Annotated in this window: 17 protein-coding genes and 1 riboswitch; of the genes, 11 read left to right on the plus strand and 6 right to left on the minus strand. The window is 62.0% G+C overall.

Annotation, left to right across the window (positions count from 1 at the left end; genetic code table 11):
- Positions 1-5 precede the first annotated feature (5 nt).
- The 3 genes from Q8X51_RS21830 to Q8X51_RS21840 are packed head-to-tail and all read left to right on the plus strand — an operon-like array spanning position 6 to position 2,915.
- The gene (locus tag Q8X51_RS21830) at positions 6-962 is read left to right on the plus strand and encodes a glycosyltransferase family protein (RefSeq protein ID WP_065925656.1); all 957 of its coding nucleotides are present in this window, start codon (positions 6-8) and stop codon (positions 960-962) included.
- A gap of 51 nt (positions 963-1,013) precedes the next feature.
- The gene (locus tag Q8X51_RS21835) at positions 1,014-1,778 is read left to right on the plus strand and encodes a glycosyltransferase family 2 protein (protein ID WP_407693576.1); all 765 of its coding nucleotides are present in this window, start codon (positions 1,014-1,016) and stop codon (positions 1,776-1,778) included.
- Between the two features lie 39 nt (positions 1,779-1,817).
- The gene (locus Q8X51_RS21840; RefSeq protein ID WP_065925655.1) at positions 1,818-2,915 is read left to right on the plus strand and encodes a glycosyltransferase; all 1,098 of its coding nucleotides are present in this window, start codon (positions 1,818-1,820) and stop codon (positions 2,913-2,915) included.
- Here Q8X51_RS21840 and Q8X51_RS21845 read toward each other — a convergent pair.
- On the minus strand, positions 2,904-3,470 hold the full coding sequence (locus tag Q8X51_RS21845) for a toluene tolerance protein (protein ID WP_407693577.1): 567 nt from the start codon (positions 3,468-3,470) through the stop codon (positions 2,904-2,906). The genes Q8X51_RS21840 and Q8X51_RS21845 overlap by 12 nt on opposite strands.
- Before the next feature lie 148 nt (positions 3,471-3,618).
- Between Q8X51_RS21845 and Q8X51_RS21850 the strand changes: the two genes are divergently transcribed.
- The 6 genes from Q8X51_RS21850 (at position 3,619) to Q8X51_RS21875 (ending at position 10,530) form a co-directional block, all read left to right on the plus strand.
- Positions 3,619-4,797 (plus strand): O-antigen ligase family protein, encoded by a 1,179-nt coding sequence (locus Q8X51_RS21850; protein WP_027604936.1) that lies wholly within the window; start codon positions 3,619-3,621, stop codon positions 4,795-4,797.
- A gap of 9 nt (positions 4,798-4,806) precedes the next feature.
- A complete protein-coding gene (gene msbA, locus Q8X51_RS21855; protein ID WP_065925654.1) occupies positions 4,807-6,615 on the plus strand; it encodes a lipid A export permease/ATP-binding protein MsbA in 1,809 nt (602 codons plus the stop codon).
- Positions 6,616-6,768: 153 nt separating this feature from the next.
- On the plus strand, positions 6,769-7,473 hold the full coding sequence (locus Q8X51_RS21860; protein WP_065925653.1) for a sulfotransferase family 2 domain-containing protein: 705 nt from the start codon (positions 6,769-6,771) through the stop codon (positions 7,471-7,473).
- The gene (gene cysC, locus Q8X51_RS21865) at positions 7,466-8,074 is read left to right on the plus strand and encodes an adenylyl-sulfate kinase (RefSeq protein WP_074848563.1); all 609 of its coding nucleotides are present in this window, start codon (positions 7,466-7,468) and stop codon (positions 8,072-8,074) included. The genes Q8X51_RS21860 and cysC overlap by 8 nt, the downstream gene beginning before the upstream one ends.
- 103 nt (positions 8,075-8,177) lie before the next feature.
- Entirely contained in the window at positions 8,178-9,602 is a 1,425-nt protein-coding gene (gene hldE, locus Q8X51_RS21870) for a bifunctional D-glycero-beta-D-manno-heptose-7-phosphate kinase/D-glycero-beta-D-manno-heptose 1-phosphate adenylyltransferase HldE (protein WP_065925651.1), read from the plus strand.
- Entirely contained in the window at positions 9,595-10,530 is a 936-nt protein-coding gene (locus tag Q8X51_RS21875) for an NAD-dependent epimerase/dehydratase family protein (protein WP_407693578.1), read from the plus strand. Before hldE ends, Q8X51_RS21875 begins: the two co-directional genes overlap by 8 nt.
- A gap of 126 nt (positions 10,531-10,656) precedes the next feature.
- On the opposite strand, the gene Q8X51_RS21880 is transcribed toward Q8X51_RS21875, so the two are convergent.
- The 4 genes from Q8X51_RS21880 to Q8X51_RS21895 all read right to left on the minus strand — a co-directional run bounded on the left by Q8X51_RS21880 (position 10,657) and on the right by Q8X51_RS21895 (position 14,116).
- On the minus strand, positions 10,657-11,625 hold the full coding sequence (locus Q8X51_RS21880) for a metal ABC transporter ATPase (RefSeq protein WP_074848564.1): 969 nt from the start codon (positions 11,623-11,625) through the stop codon (positions 10,657-10,659).
- A 41-nt stretch (positions 11,626-11,666) separates the two neighbouring features.
- Complete coding sequence (locus tag Q8X51_RS21885) at positions 11,667-12,479, minus strand: aldo/keto reductase (RefSeq protein ID WP_065946617.1); 813 nt, start codon at positions 12,477-12,479, stop codon at positions 11,667-11,669.
- On the minus strand, positions 12,476-13,645 hold the full coding sequence (locus tag Q8X51_RS21890) for an NAD(P)/FAD-dependent oxidoreductase (RefSeq protein WP_323145863.1): 1,170 nt from the start codon (positions 13,643-13,645) through the stop codon (positions 12,476-12,478). The genes Q8X51_RS21885 and Q8X51_RS21890 overlap by 4 nt, the downstream gene beginning before the upstream one ends.
- Positions 13,646-13,780: 135 nt before the next feature.
- Complete coding sequence (locus tag Q8X51_RS21895) at positions 13,781-14,116, minus strand: DMT family transporter (RefSeq protein WP_027604927.1); 336 nt, start codon at positions 14,114-14,116, stop codon at positions 13,781-13,783.
- Between the two features lie 102 nt (positions 14,117-14,218).
- Between Q8X51_RS21895 and Q8X51_RS21900 the strand changes: the two genes are divergently transcribed.
- Both Q8X51_RS21900 and waaA read left to right on the plus strand, forming a co-directional pair.
- Complete coding sequence (locus Q8X51_RS21900; RefSeq protein WP_065925646.1) at positions 14,219-15,109, plus strand: LysR family transcriptional regulator; 891 nt, start codon at positions 14,219-14,221, stop codon at positions 15,107-15,109.
- A 23-nt stretch (positions 15,110-15,132) separates the two neighbouring features.
- Complete coding sequence (gene waaA, locus Q8X51_RS21905; RefSeq protein ID WP_065925645.1) at positions 15,133-16,410, plus strand: lipid IV(A) 3-deoxy-D-manno-octulosonic acid transferase; 1,278 nt, start codon at positions 15,133-15,135, stop codon at positions 16,408-16,410.
- 61 nt (positions 16,411-16,471) lie between these two features.
- Here the strand turns inward: waaA and Q8X51_RS21910 are convergent, their stop codons facing one another.
- Complete coding sequence (locus Q8X51_RS21910; RefSeq protein WP_407693579.1) at positions 16,472-17,911, minus strand: TolC family outer membrane protein; 1,440 nt, start codon at positions 17,909-17,911, stop codon at positions 16,472-16,474.
- Between the two features lie 196 nt (positions 17,912-18,107).
- A riboswitch (TPP riboswitch) is annotated at positions 18,108-18,213 on the plus strand.
- The last annotated feature ends 4 nt before the right edge of the window (positions 18,214-18,217 follow it).

Genomic DNA, 18,217 nt, shown 5'->3' on the forward strand with positions numbered 1-18,217 from the left:
AGGTCATGAAAGTTTTGTTTCTGGTACAGAAAGAACAGCGCGCGATTCTCGATCGCCTGTACGAAGGCATTGCCGAGCACTGCGAATGTGATACCCGCTGGCTGAGCAGTGCTGAGCAGCGCAACCTGCGCGGTTACTTCAAGCGTGAAGTCGACGTGAGCCGTTATGACCGCATCGTGTTCTTCCTGCGGTTCAAGCAGGAGATTCGCCAGGCCGGCTTTATCCGTACGATCCCGAACCTGGTGATCCTCGAACACGATGCCTACCAGAACTACATTCCCTGCAAGTACACGGGCAAGTTCAGTGCCCATTACCGTCGCTTGCCGTGGGTGCGGGTCATCAGTTCGGGGCATATGGTGACCGAGCGCCTGCGCGCCGAAGGCTTCGATGCGGTGTTCGTGCCCAAGGGCTACGATCAGGCGCTGTTGCAGGCCCAGGGATTGGAGCGCGACATTGAGCTGGCATTTGTCGGCAGCACCAACAGCGTGGCCTACAGTGGTCGCAAGGCATTGCTCGATGAGTTGGCCCGCGTTGAACCTTTGGTGGTTACGCGCACCAAATCCGGTGAGGAATACTGCGCAACCCTCAACCGGATTCGTTTTTTCGTCAGTGCCGACGTGGGCATGGGCGAGTATATGATCAAGAACTTCGAAGCCATGGCCTGTGGTTGTGTGCTGCTGGCGTTTGACCAGGGTGCCGGGGAAAACCAGGCCCTTGGCTTCAAGGACATGGTCAATGTGGTGTTCTATAAAGACATTCCCCAGTTGCAGGAAAAACTCGCTGCATTGCGATCCAATCCTCAACTGGCGGCCGAGATTGCGCGCAACGGGCAGGACCTCGCGGTCAGCCAGTTCAGCTTTGCGCGCATCGGCCAGCGCATTGTCGAGGCGCTGAAGCCGCCGCTGCGGCCCCGGGCACCGTTGAGTTTGCTGGAAACGCTGCGCTTGAAACTAGGCGTTTGATATCTGCCAGGTGGCCGCGCTTGGTGGCCTTATGATATTATCGAGGCTTGAATGCAATTCTCCGCTCAAAGCGATATAACGCTCGTCGTGACCAGTTGTGGTCGCTTCGATTTGCTGAAGCGCACGCTCGCGAGCTTCGATCTGTTCAATACAGCGGCCATCCGCGAAGTCTTCATTACCGAAGACTCTGGCGATGACGCGGTACGCCTGGCGATTCCCGAGCATTGGCTCGGCCATTGCACGTTCCTGATCAACCGCCCGAAGCTGGGGCAATTGGCATCCATCGACTTGGCCTACGGGTCGGTCAAGACCCCGTACATATTCCATTGCGAAGATGACTGGGCGTTTTATCGACCCGGTTTTGTCGAGGATTCGAAGACAGTGCTGGAGCAGCGTCCCGATATTCTCCAAGTCTGGTTGCGCAATTACGTTTACGACTTGCAGGTGCACAGCCCCTATATTCATCTGGGGCCGCGCGAGGTGATTGGCGGGGTACCTTGTTATTCCTTGCTGTCCGACAAGCCTGAGTGGCAAGGGTTCTCGCTGAACCCGGGGCTGCGACGTATCAAGGAATACCGGTTATGTGCGCCCTATGCCGGGTTCGAGGGTGAGAAAGGGCTTTCCAGGCGTTACGCGCAGCTGAACCTGGGCGCCGTCACCCTGGAGGGCGATGCGGTCTTGCACGCCGGTTTCGGTTTGCATGTGGCGACGGCGGAAGAGCGCTTGACCAAGGCGCGGCGCAAGCGGCGAGAGCGGGTCAAGCTGGTGCTCATGCTGATCCTGGGGGTCGGCATCGGTTGGTTGATCCGCCAGTAAATACGACGAGCCACACCAACGCCGCATAAGGTTTTTTCGATGAGTATTCTCAACATCATGTGGGCTGGTGGCTCTGCATTCGCTTCGGTGCAGAAGGTTCATCAGCAAATACTGGCCCAGGCCGACAGCGATGTACCGGTGCACACCTGGTTGCTTCAGGGCAGCGCCGCTGGCAGCGATGGCCTGGTCGAACAGGCCGTCGAGTGGAACCTCTCATCCGCCAGGCTCAAGGGGCGGCACCTGTGGAAGTGGCTGATGCCCTGGATGCGTGCGCGCTTCCAGAAGGCCCTGCCTGAGGATGTGCAGGTTGTACTGCTAGATGGCATCGGTGTCGCGCGAGTGCTTTTACCGGTGCTCAAGCACCTGCCGCAGGTGCGGGCCGTGGTGATTTTTCATGGCGTCACGCGCTTGCGCAAAGCTGATCGCAAGCTCTTCGAGCAACTCCCGGCGTCGCAACTGACGCTGGCGGCCGTGTCGCAAACCCTCGCCGGCTCCCTTGAGCGTTACCTGCAACGGCCCGTGGCGGTGCTGCGCAGTGCCTTCGATCCTGCGGTGTTTCGTGCCGCCGCGCTTGCCCGTGAGCCGGCTCGATCCCGCCTGGGGCTGCCGTTGGATGGCTCGCCGGCAGTGGGGGCGGTAGGTCGACTGGTCGACGGCAAGGGGTTTGGCTGTTTGCTGGAGGCCTTTGCCAGTGCGACGGCCGATCGGCCGGATGCGCGCCTGGTGATCATCGGCGAGGGGCCGGCGAGGCCCAGGCTTGAGGCGCGTATCGAGGCGCTTGGCTTGCGCGACAAGGTGTACCTGCCGGGGCATCTTCCTGAGGCGGCGACCCTTTATCGGGCGTTTGACTGGGTCGCCATTCCGTCGACGGAAGAGGGCCTGGGGTTGATCCTGCAAGAGGCGGTGATGGCCGGCGTGCCTGTACTGACCAGCGAGCTGGCAGTGTTCCGCGAACAACTGGGTGATGCCGGCTGGTACGCGCCCGTAGACAGCGCCACGTCCTGGGGGCAACTCCTGGCACGCGCGTTCGTGAGTTCCGGCGTGCAGGTTGTCGAGGCTCAATCGCGGGCGTTGGCGCCGGAGCAGGCCTGGAACGATTTCACTGAAACCACCCGGCGGCTGTTCTCATGCCGCTAGCAGCGCTTGCTCCAGTGCTTGCATTGGAAAGTGTTCGTTCAGCTTCTCGCGCGCAATATAGCGGGCGAAGTGTTGCAGGTTGCGCCTCGCCAGTTCCGGGTTCAGGGGCGAGCGCAGGAAACGCATGTCGGCCACGTCGATCAGGCCCATTTCATTGTCCGGTGTCACGACAATATTGCCCAGGTGCAACGAACGGAAGTAGATGCCCGCGCCATGCAGGCGGCGAATAAGGGCCACCAGCGGGTCGAGGTTGGTGTGCCAGTCAAAGCCTTCACGGTTGGAAATCTGGCGCAGCGTTTCGCCCGGCAAGGGGCGGTAGAGTACGGCGGTCATGCCGGGCGCCGTCAGTTGAAAGAACGCGAGCACGGTCAGGGTCGGGATGCCCCGTTGTTGCAACTGCGCCACGTTGTCGATGAAACGCTTGGAGTACGGGCGGAACAGCGCGGACGACAGCAGGCGCTTGCGGCGAAACAGCTTGAGGATGTTCCCGTCGGTCAGCAGGTAGACTTTGGGGCCGTAGCTGTCCTGTTCCAGGATTCTGGCACCTTCAATCATCGCGGTTAAATCGGCTTGGGAAAGCCTTGAACATTGCATCGTCGGAAAGCCTTGTGGGAGTCGCGGGCACAGTGATCGGTAATAATGCCGAAAGTTTTGGGTTTTAACCATGCCGGGTTGGCGGGTTGAACGTATTCAGGAGCGGGTGATGCAAGCAAGTCGTTGGGCGCAGGTATGGATGATTTTCGGGTTACTTTGGTTTTTGCTGGCGATTGCTTTTGCCCCGACCAATAAGATTTATCAACAGGGTTTGACGCTGTTCCTGTGGTTGCCGGCGATGGTGTTTGCCTGGTCGGCCCGTGAGCGTCTCATGGAGGTCTGGCGCGAACAGCGCTGGCTCTGCGTGATGGTCGGGTTGCTGGCAGCTTGGGGGGCGATCAGCCTGACGTGGACCAATGCCGAGGACCCTTCGCGCGAAGCCAAGCGTCTGCTGTACATCGGCGTGTTCCTGCTGTTTTTCCCGGTACTCGCCTGTGGCCGGACCGAGCAGGTGATCCGCGTGATGCAATGGGGTGGTTTCGGCCTGGCCCTGTCGTCGCTCCTGGCGATCATCAAATTTTATGGCTTTGAGCATAACGACTGGTATGCGCGCCTCGAAGGCCTGGGCCAGTTGAGCCATCCGATCCTGGGTGCCTATGTGATCGGCCTGGCCGCCGTGTGGTTGCTGCACTGGCTGCCGCGCGGTCGCTGGATGCAGGTGGCATGGGCAGTGTCCATCGCGTTGCTTGGGTTGTTCGTAGTGCTGAGTCAAAGCCGCGGCGCCGCACTGGCGTTGTTGCTGACTGTCGTGGCAATGCCGGCCTGGTGCCGTGACCGCCGTAGCACGGTGATTGCCATTGGTGCGGTCATCGCGGCGCTGGCGGTGTTCTTCGCCATGCAGTCCCTGGTGCTGGCCCGGGGTGTGTCTTACCGACCGCAGATCTTCATGGCCGCCGTGCAGATGATCAGCGAGCGCCCGTGGACCGGCCTGGGGCTGGGCGGGGACTACAAGGTATTTGCCGATAACCTCTTTTTCGATCACTCCCACAACCTGTTCACCCACGTGAGCATCGAGTTGGGCCTGCCCGGCCTGCTGCTGTGGTGCGGCCTGTGGTTCGGTGTGCTGTGGCAGGCCTGGAAGGCCCGCGACACGCTCTATGGCAAGGGCATCATCGGCATGTGGGTGTTTTCGTTCCTGGCCATGCAATTCGATGCCGCCAGCCTGACCGGCACGCCGCGGGCCGAGTGGTTTATCTCCTGGCTGCCGATTGCCCTGGCCAGTGTTTTGGTCTGGGCTCGGGCCAAACCCGACGCGTGTGATAAAGTTCGCGTCCTACCCAATCAGTGAGCTCGACACATGAGTGACGCACCGCCCAAAGCGGACCAGGAATCCAGCCTGAAAATCTATTTCCGGCTGCTGGGCTATGTGAAACCGTACCTCGGCATGTTCCTGCTGAGTATCGTGGGCTTCGTGATCTTCGCTTCGACCCAGCCAATGCTCGCCGGGATTCTCAAGTACTTCGTCGATGGCTTGAGCAACCCCGATGTGGTGTTCCTGCCCAATATCCCGTTGTTCAAGGACCTGAAGTTGCTGATGGCCGTGCCGCTGCTGATCATCCTGATCGCCGCGTGGCAGGGGCTGGGGTCGTTCCTGGGCAACTACTACCTGGCCAAGGTTTCCCTGGGGCTGGTGCATGACCTGCGGGTCCAGTTGTTCAACAAGCTGCTGGTGTTGCCTAACCGCTATTTCGATACCCACAACTCCGGGCACCTGATTTCCCGTATCACCTTCAACGTGACCATGGTCACCGGTGCGGCCACCGATGCAATCAAGGTGGTGATCCGCGAAGGCCTGACGGTGGTGTTCCTGTTCGGCTACCTGCTGTGGATGAACTGGAAGCTGACCCTCGTGATGCTGGCGATCCTGCCGCTGATCGCGATCATGGTCGGCAGCACCAGCAAGAAATTCCGCAAGCAGAGCAAGAAGATCCAGGTGGCAATGGGCGATGTGACGCACGTCGCTTCGGAAACCATCCAGGGTTACCGCGTGGTGCGCAGCTTCGGTGGCGAAAGCTACGAGGAGCGTCGCTTTGCCGCCGCCAGCCAGGGCAATACCGACAAGCAGCTGCGCATGAACAAGACCGGTGCGGTCTATACGCCGATGCTGCAACTGGTGATCTACACGGCCATGGCCGCGTTGATGTTCCTGGTGCTGCTGTTGCGCGGTGAAGCCACGGCGGGTGACCTGGTGGCCTACATTACTGCGGCGGGCCTGCTGCCCAAGCCGATTCGCCAGCTGTCGGAAGTCAGCTCGACGATCCAGAAAGGCGTGGCCGGTGCCGAGAGCATCTTCGAACAACTGGATGAAGAGCCCGAAGTCGACAGCGGCACTGTGGAGCGTGATCGCGTCAGCGGTCGCCTGGACGTGCGCAACCTGAGTTTCACCTACCCGGGTACGGAGCGTGAGGTGCTCAAGAACATCAGCTTCAGCGCAGCCCCTGGGCAGATGATCGCCCTGGTCGGCCGCTCGGGCAGCGGCAAGTCGACCCTGGCCAGCCTGATCCCGCGTTTCTACCATCATGAAACCGGGGAAATCCTGCTGGACGAGGTCGAGATCGAAGACTACCGCCTGCGTAACCTGCGTCGTCACGTGGCCCAGGTGACCCAGCATGTGACCTTGTTCAACGACACCGTGGCCAACAACATCGCCTACGGCGACCTGGCCGATGCACCCCGTGCCGACATCGAGAAAGCCGCCGCCGACGCCTACGCCATGGACTTCATCTCCGAGCTGCCAAAAGGCCTGGACACCGAAGTCGGTGAAAATGGCGTGCTGCTTTCCGGTGGTCAACGTCAGCGCCTGGCGATCGCCCGGGCCCTGCTGAAAAATGCCCCGCTGCTGATCCTCGATGAGGCCACTTCGGCCCTGGATACCGAGTCCGAGCGGCATATCCAGGCTGCACTGGACAAGGTCATGAAAGGTCGCACCACCCTGGTGATTGCGCACCGTTTGTCCACCATCGAGAAAGCCGACCTGATTCTGGTGATGGACCACGGCGAAATTGTCGAGCGCGGGACACATCTCGAACTGCTGGCCATGGGCGGCTATTACTCGCGCCTGCACGCCATGGGGCTGGACGAGCCGGCCACGGCAAACATCACCTGACCAGCCGGGGCGCGCAATGCGCCCCGGTGTTTGTATCAGGCCCGTTACAGGGCTTGACCAAAGCCAAATAATCCAGCGCTTGTCGTTTGTTATGTTGGCCTTCTCGATTCGAATGACGAACGAGAGGGCTAACCTTCTTGCGTGGGTATTGGAATGTTGCAACGTCTACTGTGGAAGCTGCTTCCCAAACACCAGAGGGTGTTTCTGCTGGGGCGTTTGTCGGTGGTGGATCGCCAGGCGGTGAACAAATCCCTGTCTGGGGTAGCAACGCTTAACCCGGCTTTCGAACGACACCAGTGCGTGTTTATCCATGTGCCCAAATGCGCCGGCAGCAGCGTGTGCTCGGCACTTCTCGAGGGGCGCTGGCCGGGGCATCTGCCGTATTACTGGTATGAGCAGCAATTTCCCCAACACTGCGAGCGCAGCTTCAAATTCGCTTTCGTACGCGACCCGCTGGAGCGCGCTTACTCGGCCTATACCTACTTGCGCGGCAACCCTATGGGCGCTCGCGACCTGCAAGCCCAGTCGCTCGTTTCCAGCTACCGCGACTTCGACCATTTCATTGCCGGCTGGCTGCACCCGGATAACCTGCGACGTCAATTGCACTTTGCTCCCCAGACCGACTTCCTGGTCGATCACATGGGCCAGATGGCCATGGACTTCCTCGGGCGCCAGGAGTCTTTGCAGCAAGACTTCCTGCACCTGTGCGAACGCCTCGGCGTGGACTCATCCCTGCCACATCTGAATGTTTCCCTGGGGCGTCGCCACGAGGCGGTCAGGGACTTTTGCTCCTCGCGCACGCGCCGATTGGTCAGGCGTGCCTATCAACGTGACTACGAGGTGTTGGGTTATGAATAGCCAGTTGCTGACCGGCGGTGGCGCTGCCATCCGTCCCTTTTCCCTATCGCTGTCCGTGGCCGCACGGGCGGCGCTCAAGCATCAGCAGCCCTGCTGCGTATGGCTGACGGGGCTGTCCGGGTCCGGCAAGTCGACCCTGGCCAATGCCCTGGAGGTGCAACTCAACGAGCAGGGGCGGCACACCTTCGTGCTTGATGGCGATAACTTGCGCGCGGGGCTGTGCAATGACCTGGGCATGAGCGACGCGGCGCGCAAGGAAAATATCCGGCGTATCGGCGAAGTGGCGCGCCTGATGGTGGACGCCGGCTTGATTGTCATTGTGTCGGCGATCTCGCCGTTCAGCGTCGATCGGGCGCGGGCCAGGGCGCTGTTCGGGCCGGAGCAGTTCTTTGAGATTTATGTCAGCACGCCCTTTGACGTATGTGCCCGGCGCGATCCCAAGGGCTTGTACCGCGCCGCACTGGAGGGGCGCATCAAGGCCTTCACCGGGTTGGACAGCCCCTATGAGGCACCGCTTGCGGCCGACTGCGAAATCAATACCGATGAGGTCGAGTTGGCCGAAGCCGTGGAGCAGATCCTGGCGGCACTGTTTAAAAAGTGATCAGTTTCAGTGCCTGATGCATCGCGGATAAAGCTCTCGAACTAGGCGGCGCTCACCCTGTGCTAATATCGCGCCCCTGTTCATTTTGTATGTGGGTTGCTCCATGAAGTTGTCCATGCCGCGATTCGATCAAGCCCCTGTCTTGGTGGTCGGCGATGTCATGCTCGACCGTTACTGGCATGGCGGTACCTCACGGATTTCCCCTGAGGCGCCGGTACCGGTAGTCAAGGTCGAGCAAATCGAAGACCGTCCAGGTGGCGCTGCCAACGTTGCCCTCAATATTGCCGCCCTCGGCGCCCCGGCCTCCCTGGTCGGTGTGACCGGCGACGACGAAGCCGCCGACAGCCTGGCCAACAGCCTGCGCGGCGCCGGCGTGCGCGCGCTGTTCCAGCGCATTGCCCATCAGCCGACCATCGTCAAGCTGAGGGTGATGAGCCGTCACCAGCAATTGCTGCGTATCGATTTCGAAGAACCCTTCGCCACCGACGCCCTGGCTCTCAGTGGCCAGGTCGACGCGTTGCTCGAAGGTATCAAGGTGCTGGTGTTGTCCGACTACGGCAAAGGCGCCCTGAAGAACCACCAGGAACTGATCCAGGCCGCCAAGGCGCGGAACATTCCGGTACTGGCCGATCCCAAGGGCAAGGACTTCTCGATTTATCGAGGTGCCAGCCTGATCACACCGAACCTCAGCGAGTTCGAAGCCATCGTCGGCGGTTGCGCCGATGAGCACGACCTGGTGAGCAAAGGCGCGGCACTCATGGCCGACCTTGACCTCGGCGCCTTGCTGGTGACCCGTGGCGAGCACGGCATGACCCTGCTGCGTCCCGGTCACCCGGCGATGCACCTGCCGGCGCGTGCCCGTGAAGTGTTTGACGTCACCGGTGCCGGTGACACCGTGATTTCCACCCTGGCGGCCTCCATTGCGGCCGGCGAAGAGTTGCCCCACGCCGTGGCCCTGGCCAACCTGGCGGCGGGCATTGTAGTCGGCAAGCTGGGGACGGCCGCGATCAGCGCGCCTGAACTGCGCCGTGCGATCCAGCGCTCCGAAGGTTCGGAACGTGGTGTGCTGAGCATCGAGCAATTGCTGCTGGCGATTGACGATGCCCGCGCCCACAACGAAAGCATTGTGTTCACCAATGGCTGTTTCGACATCCTGCACGCCGGCCATGTGACCTACCTGGAGCAGGCTCGCGCCCAAGGTGATCGGCTGATCGTCGCGGTCAACGATGACGCGTCGGTCAGCCGCCTGAAAGGCCCTGGCCGTCCGATCAACAGCGTCGACCGACGCATGGCGGTATTGGCCGGGTTGGGCGCGGTGGATTGGGTGATCAGCTTCCCTGAAGCCACCCCGGAAAACCTGCTGGCCCAGGTCAAGCCGGACGTGCTGGTCAAGGGCGGCGACTACTCCGTCGACCAGGTGGTCGGTGCCGACATCGTCAGTGCCTACGGCGGCAAGGTCAAAGTGCTGGGCCTGGTTGAGAACAGCTCGACCACCGCCATTGTCGAGAAGATTCGCAACAATGAGTAAGGCTGATCCGTTGGTCCTGATCACCGGTGGCGCGGGCTTCATTGGCTCGCACCTGGTCGATGCGCTGCTTGCCAAGGGCTACGCAGTGCGTGTGCTGGATAACCTGTCCACGGGCAAACGCAGCAACCTGCCGCTGGACAACCCGCGCGTCGAGCTGCTCGAGGGGGATGTCGCCGATGCCGGGCTGGTGGCGCGTGCCGCTGTCGGCGCGACGGCGGTGGTGCACCTGGCGGCGGTAGCTTCGGTGCAGGCTTCGGTGGATGACCCGGTCAGCACGCACCAGAGCAATTTCGTCGGTACCCTGAATGTCTGCGAAGCCATGCGCAAAGCCGGTGTGAAGCGGGTGGTATTCGCTTCCAGCGCGGCGGTGTATGGCAACAACGGCGAAGGCGCTTCCATTGACGAAGAGACCACCAAGGCGCCGTTGACGCCCTATGCCTCGGACAAGTTGTCCGGCGAGCATTACTTCGACTTCTACCGGCGCCAGCATGGCCTGGAGCCGGTGATTTTCCGCTTCTTCAATATCTTCGGCCCGCGCCAGGATCCGTCATCGCCGTACTCCGGCGTGATCAGCATCTTCAGCGAACGGGCTCAGCAAGGCCTGCCGATTGCCGTGTTCGGCGATGGCGAGCAGACCCGCGACTTCATGTACGTGGAAGACCTGGTGGACGTGCTGGTGCAGGCCATCGAAGCCCCGGACGCGCCGTTGGGGGCGATCAACGTCGGCTGGAACCGCACGACTACCCTCAAGCAGGTGCTGCAGGCACTGGAAGAGGCCATTGGTACGTTGCCTGCCGTGACTTACGGCCCGGCACGCTCGGGAGACATTCGGCATTCGCGGGCGAATAACCAGCGTTTGCTGGCCAGCTTCAAGCTACCTGAGCCGACCCCGCTGACGGTTGGCCTGGCGCGGTTGCTCAGAGGCTGACTGTTCACCTGTAGGAGCGAGCTTGCTCGCGAAGCTCGTCAACGATAACGCGGGTATCCTGATTAAAAGCGGCGCCCTTGAGTTTTTCGCGAGCAAGCTCGCTCCTACAGTTATCGAAGCCAGCCCTCAGCGGCTGGTTTTTTTCTTTGGCACGATCTTGCGCAGCATCTGGCGCGCCTTGCCGGTCAGGCGCTTCAATTTCGATTCTTTCTCAGGCTCTGCCAGGCCTTGCTGGCGAAGCCAATCCTTCCAGCGAATGCGCTCGTCGCGCACCAGCCAACCTTCCTGCTGGGCGAAGCTTTCCGCCAGGTATAGACCGCGGGTGCTGGCGGGGTAGAGCTGGTCTTTCTTGACGGTGTAGAGCTCAGCGAGCGGTTGGCCGTCTTTCAGTGGCATCAGGTACAGGTCCGGGCGCTGGCGGTCCAGGCGTGCCACCAGCTGGTCGCCTTCAAGCCGCTCATCCACATGGAACAGGCTCAGGGATTTGGCTTCCTTCGGCACTTCCAGGCGCAAGTCATAAATCAGTTGCAGCGACGCGGTCGGCACATGCACATAGGCCCGTGGGCGCTCGATCAGTTGGGTGGTTGCGCAACGTACCGGGCGTGCGGCGCCTGACAAAGGGCTCAGGCGAAACGGCAAGGCTTCGCGGTAATGCAGCGCGGCGGAGTAGGGGGCCGGCAACCAGGTGTCGTTGAAGCGCCCGCCGAGCCAGCCTTCCGGGGTCTCCAACAGGCATTCCTCGGCAATCTCCTGGATGGCGGTGTGCAGCGGCAGGTTCAGTTCATGGGCGGGCACGTAGCCGGAGATCAGCTTGAGCACCACATCGCCACGGTCCTGGCGACGCTGGCGCACCAACACCCAGTAATCCTTGTTTTGCCAGTGCAGGGTCAGGCGCACCGATACGCCGAGGTTGGCCAGTTCCAGGGCGAAGCGTTCGGCATCCGGCACCTCTACCGGCTTGCGCCGTTGCAGGGTCTGGGCGAAGTTGAGCGGCATACCCACGCCCTGGTAGATCAGGCCTTCGGGGGTGGCTTCGACGTGCAGGGGCAGTGTCTTGAAGTTGCTGGGGTTTTTTCTTATGAGCGTTCGCGGCATGTCGGCTCCTTCTTGCGACGGGGTCGGCCGCGTCGGCGGCATCAGAGTTGACGAATGACCTTGGCAGCGGTCGCCACGTTATGGGCCAGGTGCAGCGGATTGATGGTCCCGACAATAGCACTGGCGACGCCCGTTTGCGCAAACAACAGCATGAAACTGGCGTGTATTGGATCCATTCCCGGTTCCAGGCAGACGTGGCCGCTGGCCAGCGCCTTTTTGACCAGGATGCCCTTGCCATGGGCCGCCGCATACTCAATGACGGCTTTTTCCGCCTGTTCGTTCAGATTGTAGGTGACCATCGCGCAATCACCTTGTTCCAGAGCCTTCACGCCACCTTCGACGGTTTTGCCGGAGAAACCGAAACCGCGAATCTTGCCCTCTTGTTTCAGCTGCGCGAGGGTCTGGTACACCTCACAGTCGTTGAGGATGTGCAGGTCGTTGCCATCGGAGTGCACCAGCACCAGATCGATAAAATCCGTTTCAAGTCGTTTCAAGCTGCGTTCGATCGACATCCGTGTATGAGCAGCGCTGAAATCATGGCGGGACAGGCCTTCTTCGAACTCTTCGCCGACCTTGCTGACAATCACCCAGTCCTGGCGCTGGCCGCGCAGCAGTGGCCCCAGGCGTTCTTCGCTACGCCCGTAGGCGGGTGCGGTATCGATCAGGTTGATGCCCAGCTGGCGGGCCTGGCGCAGCAACATCCGTGCTTCGTCGTCATCGGGAATGGTGAAGCCGCTGGGGTACTTCACACCCTGGTCGCGGCCCAGCTTGACGGTGCCGAGGCCGAGCGGCGACACCAGCAGGCCGGTGCTGCCCAAGGGGCGGTGCAGGTCGTGCAGGGTCGGCAGGCTCATGGCAACAGTTGCTCCCAGGCCGGTACGCCGATGGCGGGTTTTGGCAGGTCGGGCAAAGGCTCCGATGCGCTTGGGCGGATGCCGTCGCGTTCGAGGCTGTTGATCACGCGATCGGCGAAATCCGGCGCCAGCGCCAGCTTGGTCGGCCAGCCCACCAGCAGGCGGCCCTCTTCGGCGACGAAGGCGTTGTCAGGCCGGCTCAGGCCCGATTGCAGGGGTTCTGCGCGATCGACCCGTAGCGTGGCCCAGTGGGTCTGGCTCATATCGATCCAGGGCAGCAGGTGCGCCAGCTCTTTCCGGGCGGTGGCGATCTGTTCTTCGGGTGTGCGTGCCACGCCGTCGGCCTCGGCAATGTCGCCGCCCATGTACCACACCCAATGGCCATCGGCAGCCGGGTGCGTGGTGACAGTGATGCGCGGCTTGGTACCGCCGCCCAGGCAGTGGGCGTACAGCGGCTTCAGGCCTGGGCCCTTGGCGATGATCATATGCAACGGGCGTTTCTGCATGGCCGGCTGGCTCAGGCCCAGGGCGGCGAGCAGTTCGGCGGTACCGCCACCGGCGCTCAGGACGATGCGCTGGGCGCGGATTTCGCGGCCATCGACGTTCAAGCCCACCAAGGTGTCGCCTTCGTAAAGGGGGGCGATATGCTGCCCGGCGAGCAAGCCGTCACCGGCCAGTTGCGCCAGGCGTTCGATCACGCTGGGTACGTCCACCACCAGTTCGGCCAGGCGATAGACCTTGCCCTTGAAGCCACGGTCTTGCAGGGCTGGCGGCAGGTCGTCGCCCTTGACCTGATCGACACGGCCGCGCACGGCTTTGCTGGCAAAAAAGCTGGTGAGGTTGCCGGCGATCGTGCCTGGGGACCACAGGTAATGGGCTTGCGAGAGCACACGCACGCCGGACAGGTCCAGCTCGCCGTCACCGGCCAGGGCTTCACGCCAGCGGCGCGGCATATCGGCAATCGCTTCGGAGGCGCCGGTGAGGGCGCCGTGCAGGGCGTATTTGGCACCGCCGTGGATAATCCCCTGGGATTTCACGCTTTGCCCGCCACCTAATGTGGCGTTTTCCACCAGCACCGTGGAAAACCCCTGGCGGCGTAGGCGCGCATTCAGCCAGAGGCCGGCAACTCCGGCGCCGACAATCAGGACGTCGGTGGAAATAGGCATGCGCGCGAGACCTCGTGGATAGAAAAGGGCGTGCAGTATAGCGCGCAGCGACAAGTTATCGGCTGCAAGCGGCAAGTTAGAAGCGATTCGCGGCGCTCTTTCTTGCCGCTTGTCGCTCGCAACTTACTGCTGCTTTTAATGCCCTGCAGTTTTCGAGAACAGCTGGATGACCACCACGCCCAGCACAATCAGGCCCATCCCCAGCATCGCCGGCACATCGAGCTTCTGCCCATAGATAAACAGCGCGGCAATGCTCACCATCACGATGCCCATCCCGGCCCATACCGCATAGGCCACGCCGACGGGCACGGTACGCACCACCAGGGTCAGCATCCAGAACGCCACGCCGTAGCCGACGATCACCAGCAACAGCGGGATGGGAGTACTCCAGCCCTTGATGGCTTTCATGGAAACGGTAGCGATCACTTCCGAGCAGATGGCAATAGCCAGGTAGCAGTAGGCGGCGTTCATGGGTGAGTCCTCGGTGTAAAGCAATCTGATAAGGCCGGCATTCTAGAGTTTTATCAGATGGGGTAAAGTCATTACCTATCCGAAATTAAGATGGGTTGTGGGATGAGCATGCAATGGAACCTGGAGCAGATGCGTTTGTTTGTCAGCGTCGCCGAGCAGCGTTCGTTTTCAGCGGTGGCGCGTGGGCAGCGCAAGGCGCAATCGGCAGTCAGCAACGCGATTGCGATGCTGGAGACCGACCTTGGCGTGAGCCTGTTCGAGCGTAGCAGCGGCCGCCAGCCCAGCCTCACCGAAGCCGGCAGTGTGTTGCTGGAGGAGGCCCGCGAAGTGCTGCGCCAATGTGAGCGCCTCAATGGCCGGGCACTGTCACTGACCCGCGGTGAAGAAGCCTGCCTGCGCCTGGCCCAGGATGAAGCGATGTTGTTCCAGCCGGTACTCGACAGCCTTGAGGCATTGGCGGGGCGATACCCGTTGCTGGAAGTACAACTGTCCAGCGCCGCCCAGGGCGATGTGGCGCGCAAGTTGGTGGAGCGCCAGGCCGACCTGGGCCTGCTGTTCTATCACGACCAGATCCCCGAAGCCTTGGAGCGGCGGGTGGTAGGCAGCGTGGAGATGGTCACGGTGTGCGGCGTGAACCACCCGTTGGCCAAGGAGCCCTACGTGACGTGCCAGCACCTGGCCCAGTTTCGCCAGTTGTTGATGTCGACCCAGACCAGTGTCTACCCCGGCAGCGAAGCGGCCAGCCCGCTGGTGTGGCGTGCCGACAGTTTCTACGTACTGGCCGAATGGCTGATGAGCGGCCTGGGCTGGGCGTGGCTGCCACGGCATATCGTGCAATACCCGACCTATCAGCAGCAGATGGTGGAATTGGACAGCGAATGGACGCCACCGGCCCTGGTGGTGGAGCTGGTCTGGCGGCGCGACGAGCACCTGGGCCCCGCCGCGCGCTTTCTCGCCAAACGTTTTGCCGAGTGCTTGCAGGCGATCGACTGAAAAAGCCGATAAACTCCGCCGCCATGAATAGAACTCTCTACAGCTGTCTGTTTTACCTGGCGCTGCCGTTGGTGGCCTTACGTCTCTGGTTGCGTGCACGCAAGGCGCCGGCCTATGCCCGGCGCGTCGGCGAGCGGTTTTCCTATGGCTTGCCGGCGATGCAGCCGGGCGGGATCTGGGTGCATGCGGTGTCGGTGGGCGAAAGCATTGCCGCGGCGCCGATGATCCGCGGCTTGTTGGCGCGTTATCCACAGCTGCCGGTCACCGTCACCTGCATGACGCCCACCGGTTCCGAGCGCATCCAGGCGTTGTTCGCCAACGAGCCGCGCATCCAGCATTGCTACCTGCCTTACGATTTGCCCTGTGCAGCCAAGCGTTTTCTCGATCGTGTACAGCCCCGGCTGGCGGTGATCATGGAGACCGAGTTGTGGCCCAACCATATCCACGCCTGCGCCCGGCGCGGTATTCCGGTGGCCTTGGCCAATGCGCGGCTGTCGGCGCGTTCGGCCAAGGGCTATGCGCGTTTTGCCAGGCTGACGGCGCCGATGCTATCGGAAATGAGCCTGTTCGCGGTACAGACCGAGACTGAGGCCCAGCGTTTCCTGAGCCTGGGCGCACGCCCGGAAACCGTCGAAGTCACCGGCTCGATCAAGTTCGACCTGACCATCGACCCCGAGCTGCCGCTGCGTGCCGCCGTCCTGCGCGAGCAATGGGGCGCCGCTGAGCGCCCGGTGTGGATCGCTGCCAGTACCCACGAAGGCGAAGATGACGTGGTGCTGGCGGCCCACCGGCAACTGCTCGAGAGCTATCCCAACGCGCTGCTGATCCTGGTGCCGCGTCATCAGGAGCGCTTCGGCCCGATGTTCGAGTTGTGCGCGCAACAAGGGTTTGCCACGGTGCGTCGCTCCAGCGGCGAGCCGGTGACCGCGCAAACCTCGGTACTGCTCGGCGATACCATGGGCGAGCTGTTGTTTCTCTATGCCCTGGCCGACAGCGCCTTTGTCGGTGGCAGCCTGGTCGCGACCGGCGGGCACAACCCGCTGGAACCGGCGGCGCTGGCCAAGCCGGTGATCATGGGCCCCCATGTGTTCAACTTCCTCGAAATCACCGCGATGATGCGCGAAGCGGGGGCGTTGCGAGAGGTGGAGGACGCAGAAGGGCTGGCCGAGGCCGTACGCCAGCTGTTCGAACTGCCGCAGGATGCACGCCGCATGGCGCAGGCGGGGCTCAAGGTGATGCAGGCTAATCAGGGGGCGCTTAAGCGCTTGCTGGATGGTTTGGATAGACTGATAGCTCACTGACTTAACACCGTTACCAATGTGGGAGGGTGTAGAACCCTCCCACATTGGTTTTGTGGTGTGCTCAGTAGCCCGGGCGGGCCTTGAGCTGCTCGGCGGCGGCCTTGGCCAGGTCCGGCGGCAGGAAGTCGCGATCCGGGTTGTAGTCGGCCTTGAGGTAGCGCGTCAGGTCCTGCAGGTCCCCTGGGTTCAAGGTGCCCGCCGCCTGTTTCAAGCGCAGGTTGTCGAGGATGTAGTCGTAGCGGCTGTTGTTGTAGTTGCGCACCGACGCGTAGAGCTGGCGCTGTGAGTCCAGCACATCGACGATATTGCGCGTACCCACCTGGTAACCGATTTCCGTGGCTTCCACTGCGCTCTGGTTGGAGATGATCGACTGGCGGCGCGCCTGGACCTGTTCCACATCGGTGTTTACCGCGCGGTGCAGGTTGCGCGTGTTTTCCACCACCTGGCGACGCAGGCCTTCGCGTTGCTGCTCGGTCTGGCCCAGGCGCGAATACGACTCCCGCACCTGCGAGCTGGTCAGGCCGCCGCTGTAGATCGGGATGTTCAGGCGCAGGCCGATGGTGCGCTGCTCCACATCGCCACGGTACGGCGTGCCGAAGGCATTCGGGTTGCTGAAGCCAAGGGCGTCGTTGTCACCTTTTTCATACTGTGCGACGGCGTCCAGGGTCGGCGCGTGGCCGGCCTTGCGCTGCTTGAGGGTTTCTTCGGCGGCCGTGACGGCGTAGTTGCTGGCCAGCAGGTTCAGGTTCTGGCGACCGGCGGTCTCGACCCAGGCCTTGGCGTCGTTGGGCAGCGGTGGCAACACCGGCAGCGTGTGGACAATGCCCTGGATCGAGTTGTACTGGCGGTTGGTCAGGGTAATCAGCGCTTCAAAGGCATCGTCCACCTGGCGCTGGGCCAGGATCCGGTTGGCCCGTGCAGTGTCATAGCTGGCCTGGGATTGCAGCACATCGGTCTTGTCCGACAGGCCCACGTCGAAGCGCTCGTTGGATTGATCCAGCTGGCGCTTGAAGGCATTTTCCTCGGCTTTGGTCGAGGCCAGGTTGTCCTGGGCGCGCAGCACGGCGAAGTAGCTCTCGGCGCTTTGCAGGATCAGGTTCTGTTCGGTGGCCGAGAGTTGCAGCGCCGCCTGTTCGTTGGTGGCTTCGGCGGCTTGCAGTTGGAACCAGCGATCGGCGCGGAACAGCGGCTGGCTCAGGGTCGCGCGCCAGGAGTGGGCGTCGCGGTTGGCCGTGGCGGCGGGTATGTCGATCTGGGTGCGCACGTTATTGATGTCGGCACCGCCCGACAGGTTCGGCAGCAACCCCGCGCGGGCCTGGGGCACGACTTCTTTCTGCGCGCCGTATTGGGCGCGGGCGGCAGCGAGGTCGGCGTTGTTATCCACCGCTTCCTGATAGACGCTGACCAGGTCAGTTTTGGCGGACAAGGGCGCTTCAGCTGCCCAGACCATTCCGTTGGTCGCACAAGACACGGCGAGAGCCAGTGAGAGTTTGCGCAGCATGAGGCGATCCCTAGTGTGAATATTACGGCGATAATTTAACGCCCAAGGCTAAGACGGGCCATTCCTGGCGTCAAGCATTGTGGCGGCAATCGAGTGTAGTGGCGCTGACTCGGCGCAACAATCCCGCAATCACGCCATTCATCACGCTGAATGCACCGCTATTGGCAATTTGCCCACGGCATGGTCTAGACTGGCCGAGTTCTTGTCGGGGTGCCTTGTTGGAAGGCTGAGATCGGTAAATACCGGATCCCGTTGAACCTGATCAGGTTAACGCCTGCGTAGGGAACAAGATTTCTCGTCCCCCGG

It is taken from the genome of Pseudomonas sp. Yb2C2 (assembly GCF_052112325.1).
In the GTDB taxonomy this organism is placed as follows: Bacteria; Pseudomonadota; Gammaproteobacteria; order Pseudomonadales; family Pseudomonadaceae; genus Aquipseudomonas; species Aquipseudomonas marginalis.

Coding starts and splice junctions, on each gene's coding strand:
- Q8X51_RS21880 (WP_074848564.1), bottom strand. CDS start 11,625: ATGCCGCGAACGCTCATAAGAAAAAACCCCAGCAACTTCAAGACACTG.
- msbA (WP_065925654.1), top strand. CDS start 4,807: ATGAGTGACGCACCGCCCAAAGCGGACCAGGAATCCAGCCTGAAAATC.
- Q8X51_RS21835 (WP_407693576.1), top strand. CDS start 1,014: ATGCAATTCTCCGCTCAAAGCGATATAACGCTCGTCGTGACCAGTTGT.
- Q8X51_RS21850 (WP_027604936.1), top strand. CDS start 3,619: ATGCAAGCAAGTCGTTGGGCGCAGGTATGGATGATTTTCGGGTTACTT.
- hldE (WP_065925651.1), top strand. CDS start 8,178: ATGAAGTTGTCCATGCCGCGATTCGATCAAGCCCCTGTCTTGGTGGTC.
- Q8X51_RS21875 (WP_407693578.1), top strand. CDS start 9,595: ATGAGTAAGGCTGATCCGTTGGTCCTGATCACCGGTGGCGCGGGCTTC.
- Q8X51_RS21885 (WP_065946617.1), bottom strand. CDS start 12,479: ATGAGCCTGCCGACCCTGCACGACCTGCACCGCCCCTTGGGCAGCACC.
- Q8X51_RS21910 (WP_407693579.1), bottom strand. CDS start 17,911: ATGCTGCGCAAACTCTCACTGGCTCTCGCCGTGTCTTGTGCGACCAAC.
- waaA (WP_065925645.1), top strand. CDS start 15,133: ATGAATAGAACTCTCTACAGCTGTCTGTTTTACCTGGCGCTGCCGTTG.
- Q8X51_RS21840 (WP_065925655.1), top strand. CDS start 1,818: ATGAGTATTCTCAACATCATGTGGGCTGGTGGCTCTGCATTCGCTTCG.
- Q8X51_RS21860 (WP_065925653.1), top strand. CDS start 6,769: ATGTTGCAACGTCTACTGTGGAAGCTGCTTCCCAAACACCAGAGGGTG.
- Q8X51_RS21890 (WP_323145863.1), bottom strand. CDS start 13,645: ATGCCTATTTCCACCGACGTCCTGATTGTCGGCGCCGGAGTTGCCGGC.
- cysC (WP_074848563.1), top strand. CDS start 7,466: ATGAATAGCCAGTTGCTGACCGGCGGTGGCGCTGCCATCCGTCCCTTT.
- Q8X51_RS21845 (WP_407693577.1), bottom strand. CDS start 3,470: ATGATTGAAGGTGCCAGAATCCTGGAACAGGACAGCTACGGCCCCAAA.
- Q8X51_RS21900 (WP_065925646.1), top strand. CDS start 14,219: ATGAGCATGCAATGGAACCTGGAGCAGATGCGTTTGTTTGTCAGCGTC.
- Q8X51_RS21895 (WP_027604927.1), bottom strand. CDS start 14,116: ATGAACGCCGCCTACTGCTACCTGGCTATTGCCATCTGCTCGGAAGTG.
- Q8X51_RS21830 (WP_065925656.1), top strand. CDS start 6: ATGAAAGTTTTGTTTCTGGTACAGAAAGAACAGCGCGCGATTCTCGAT.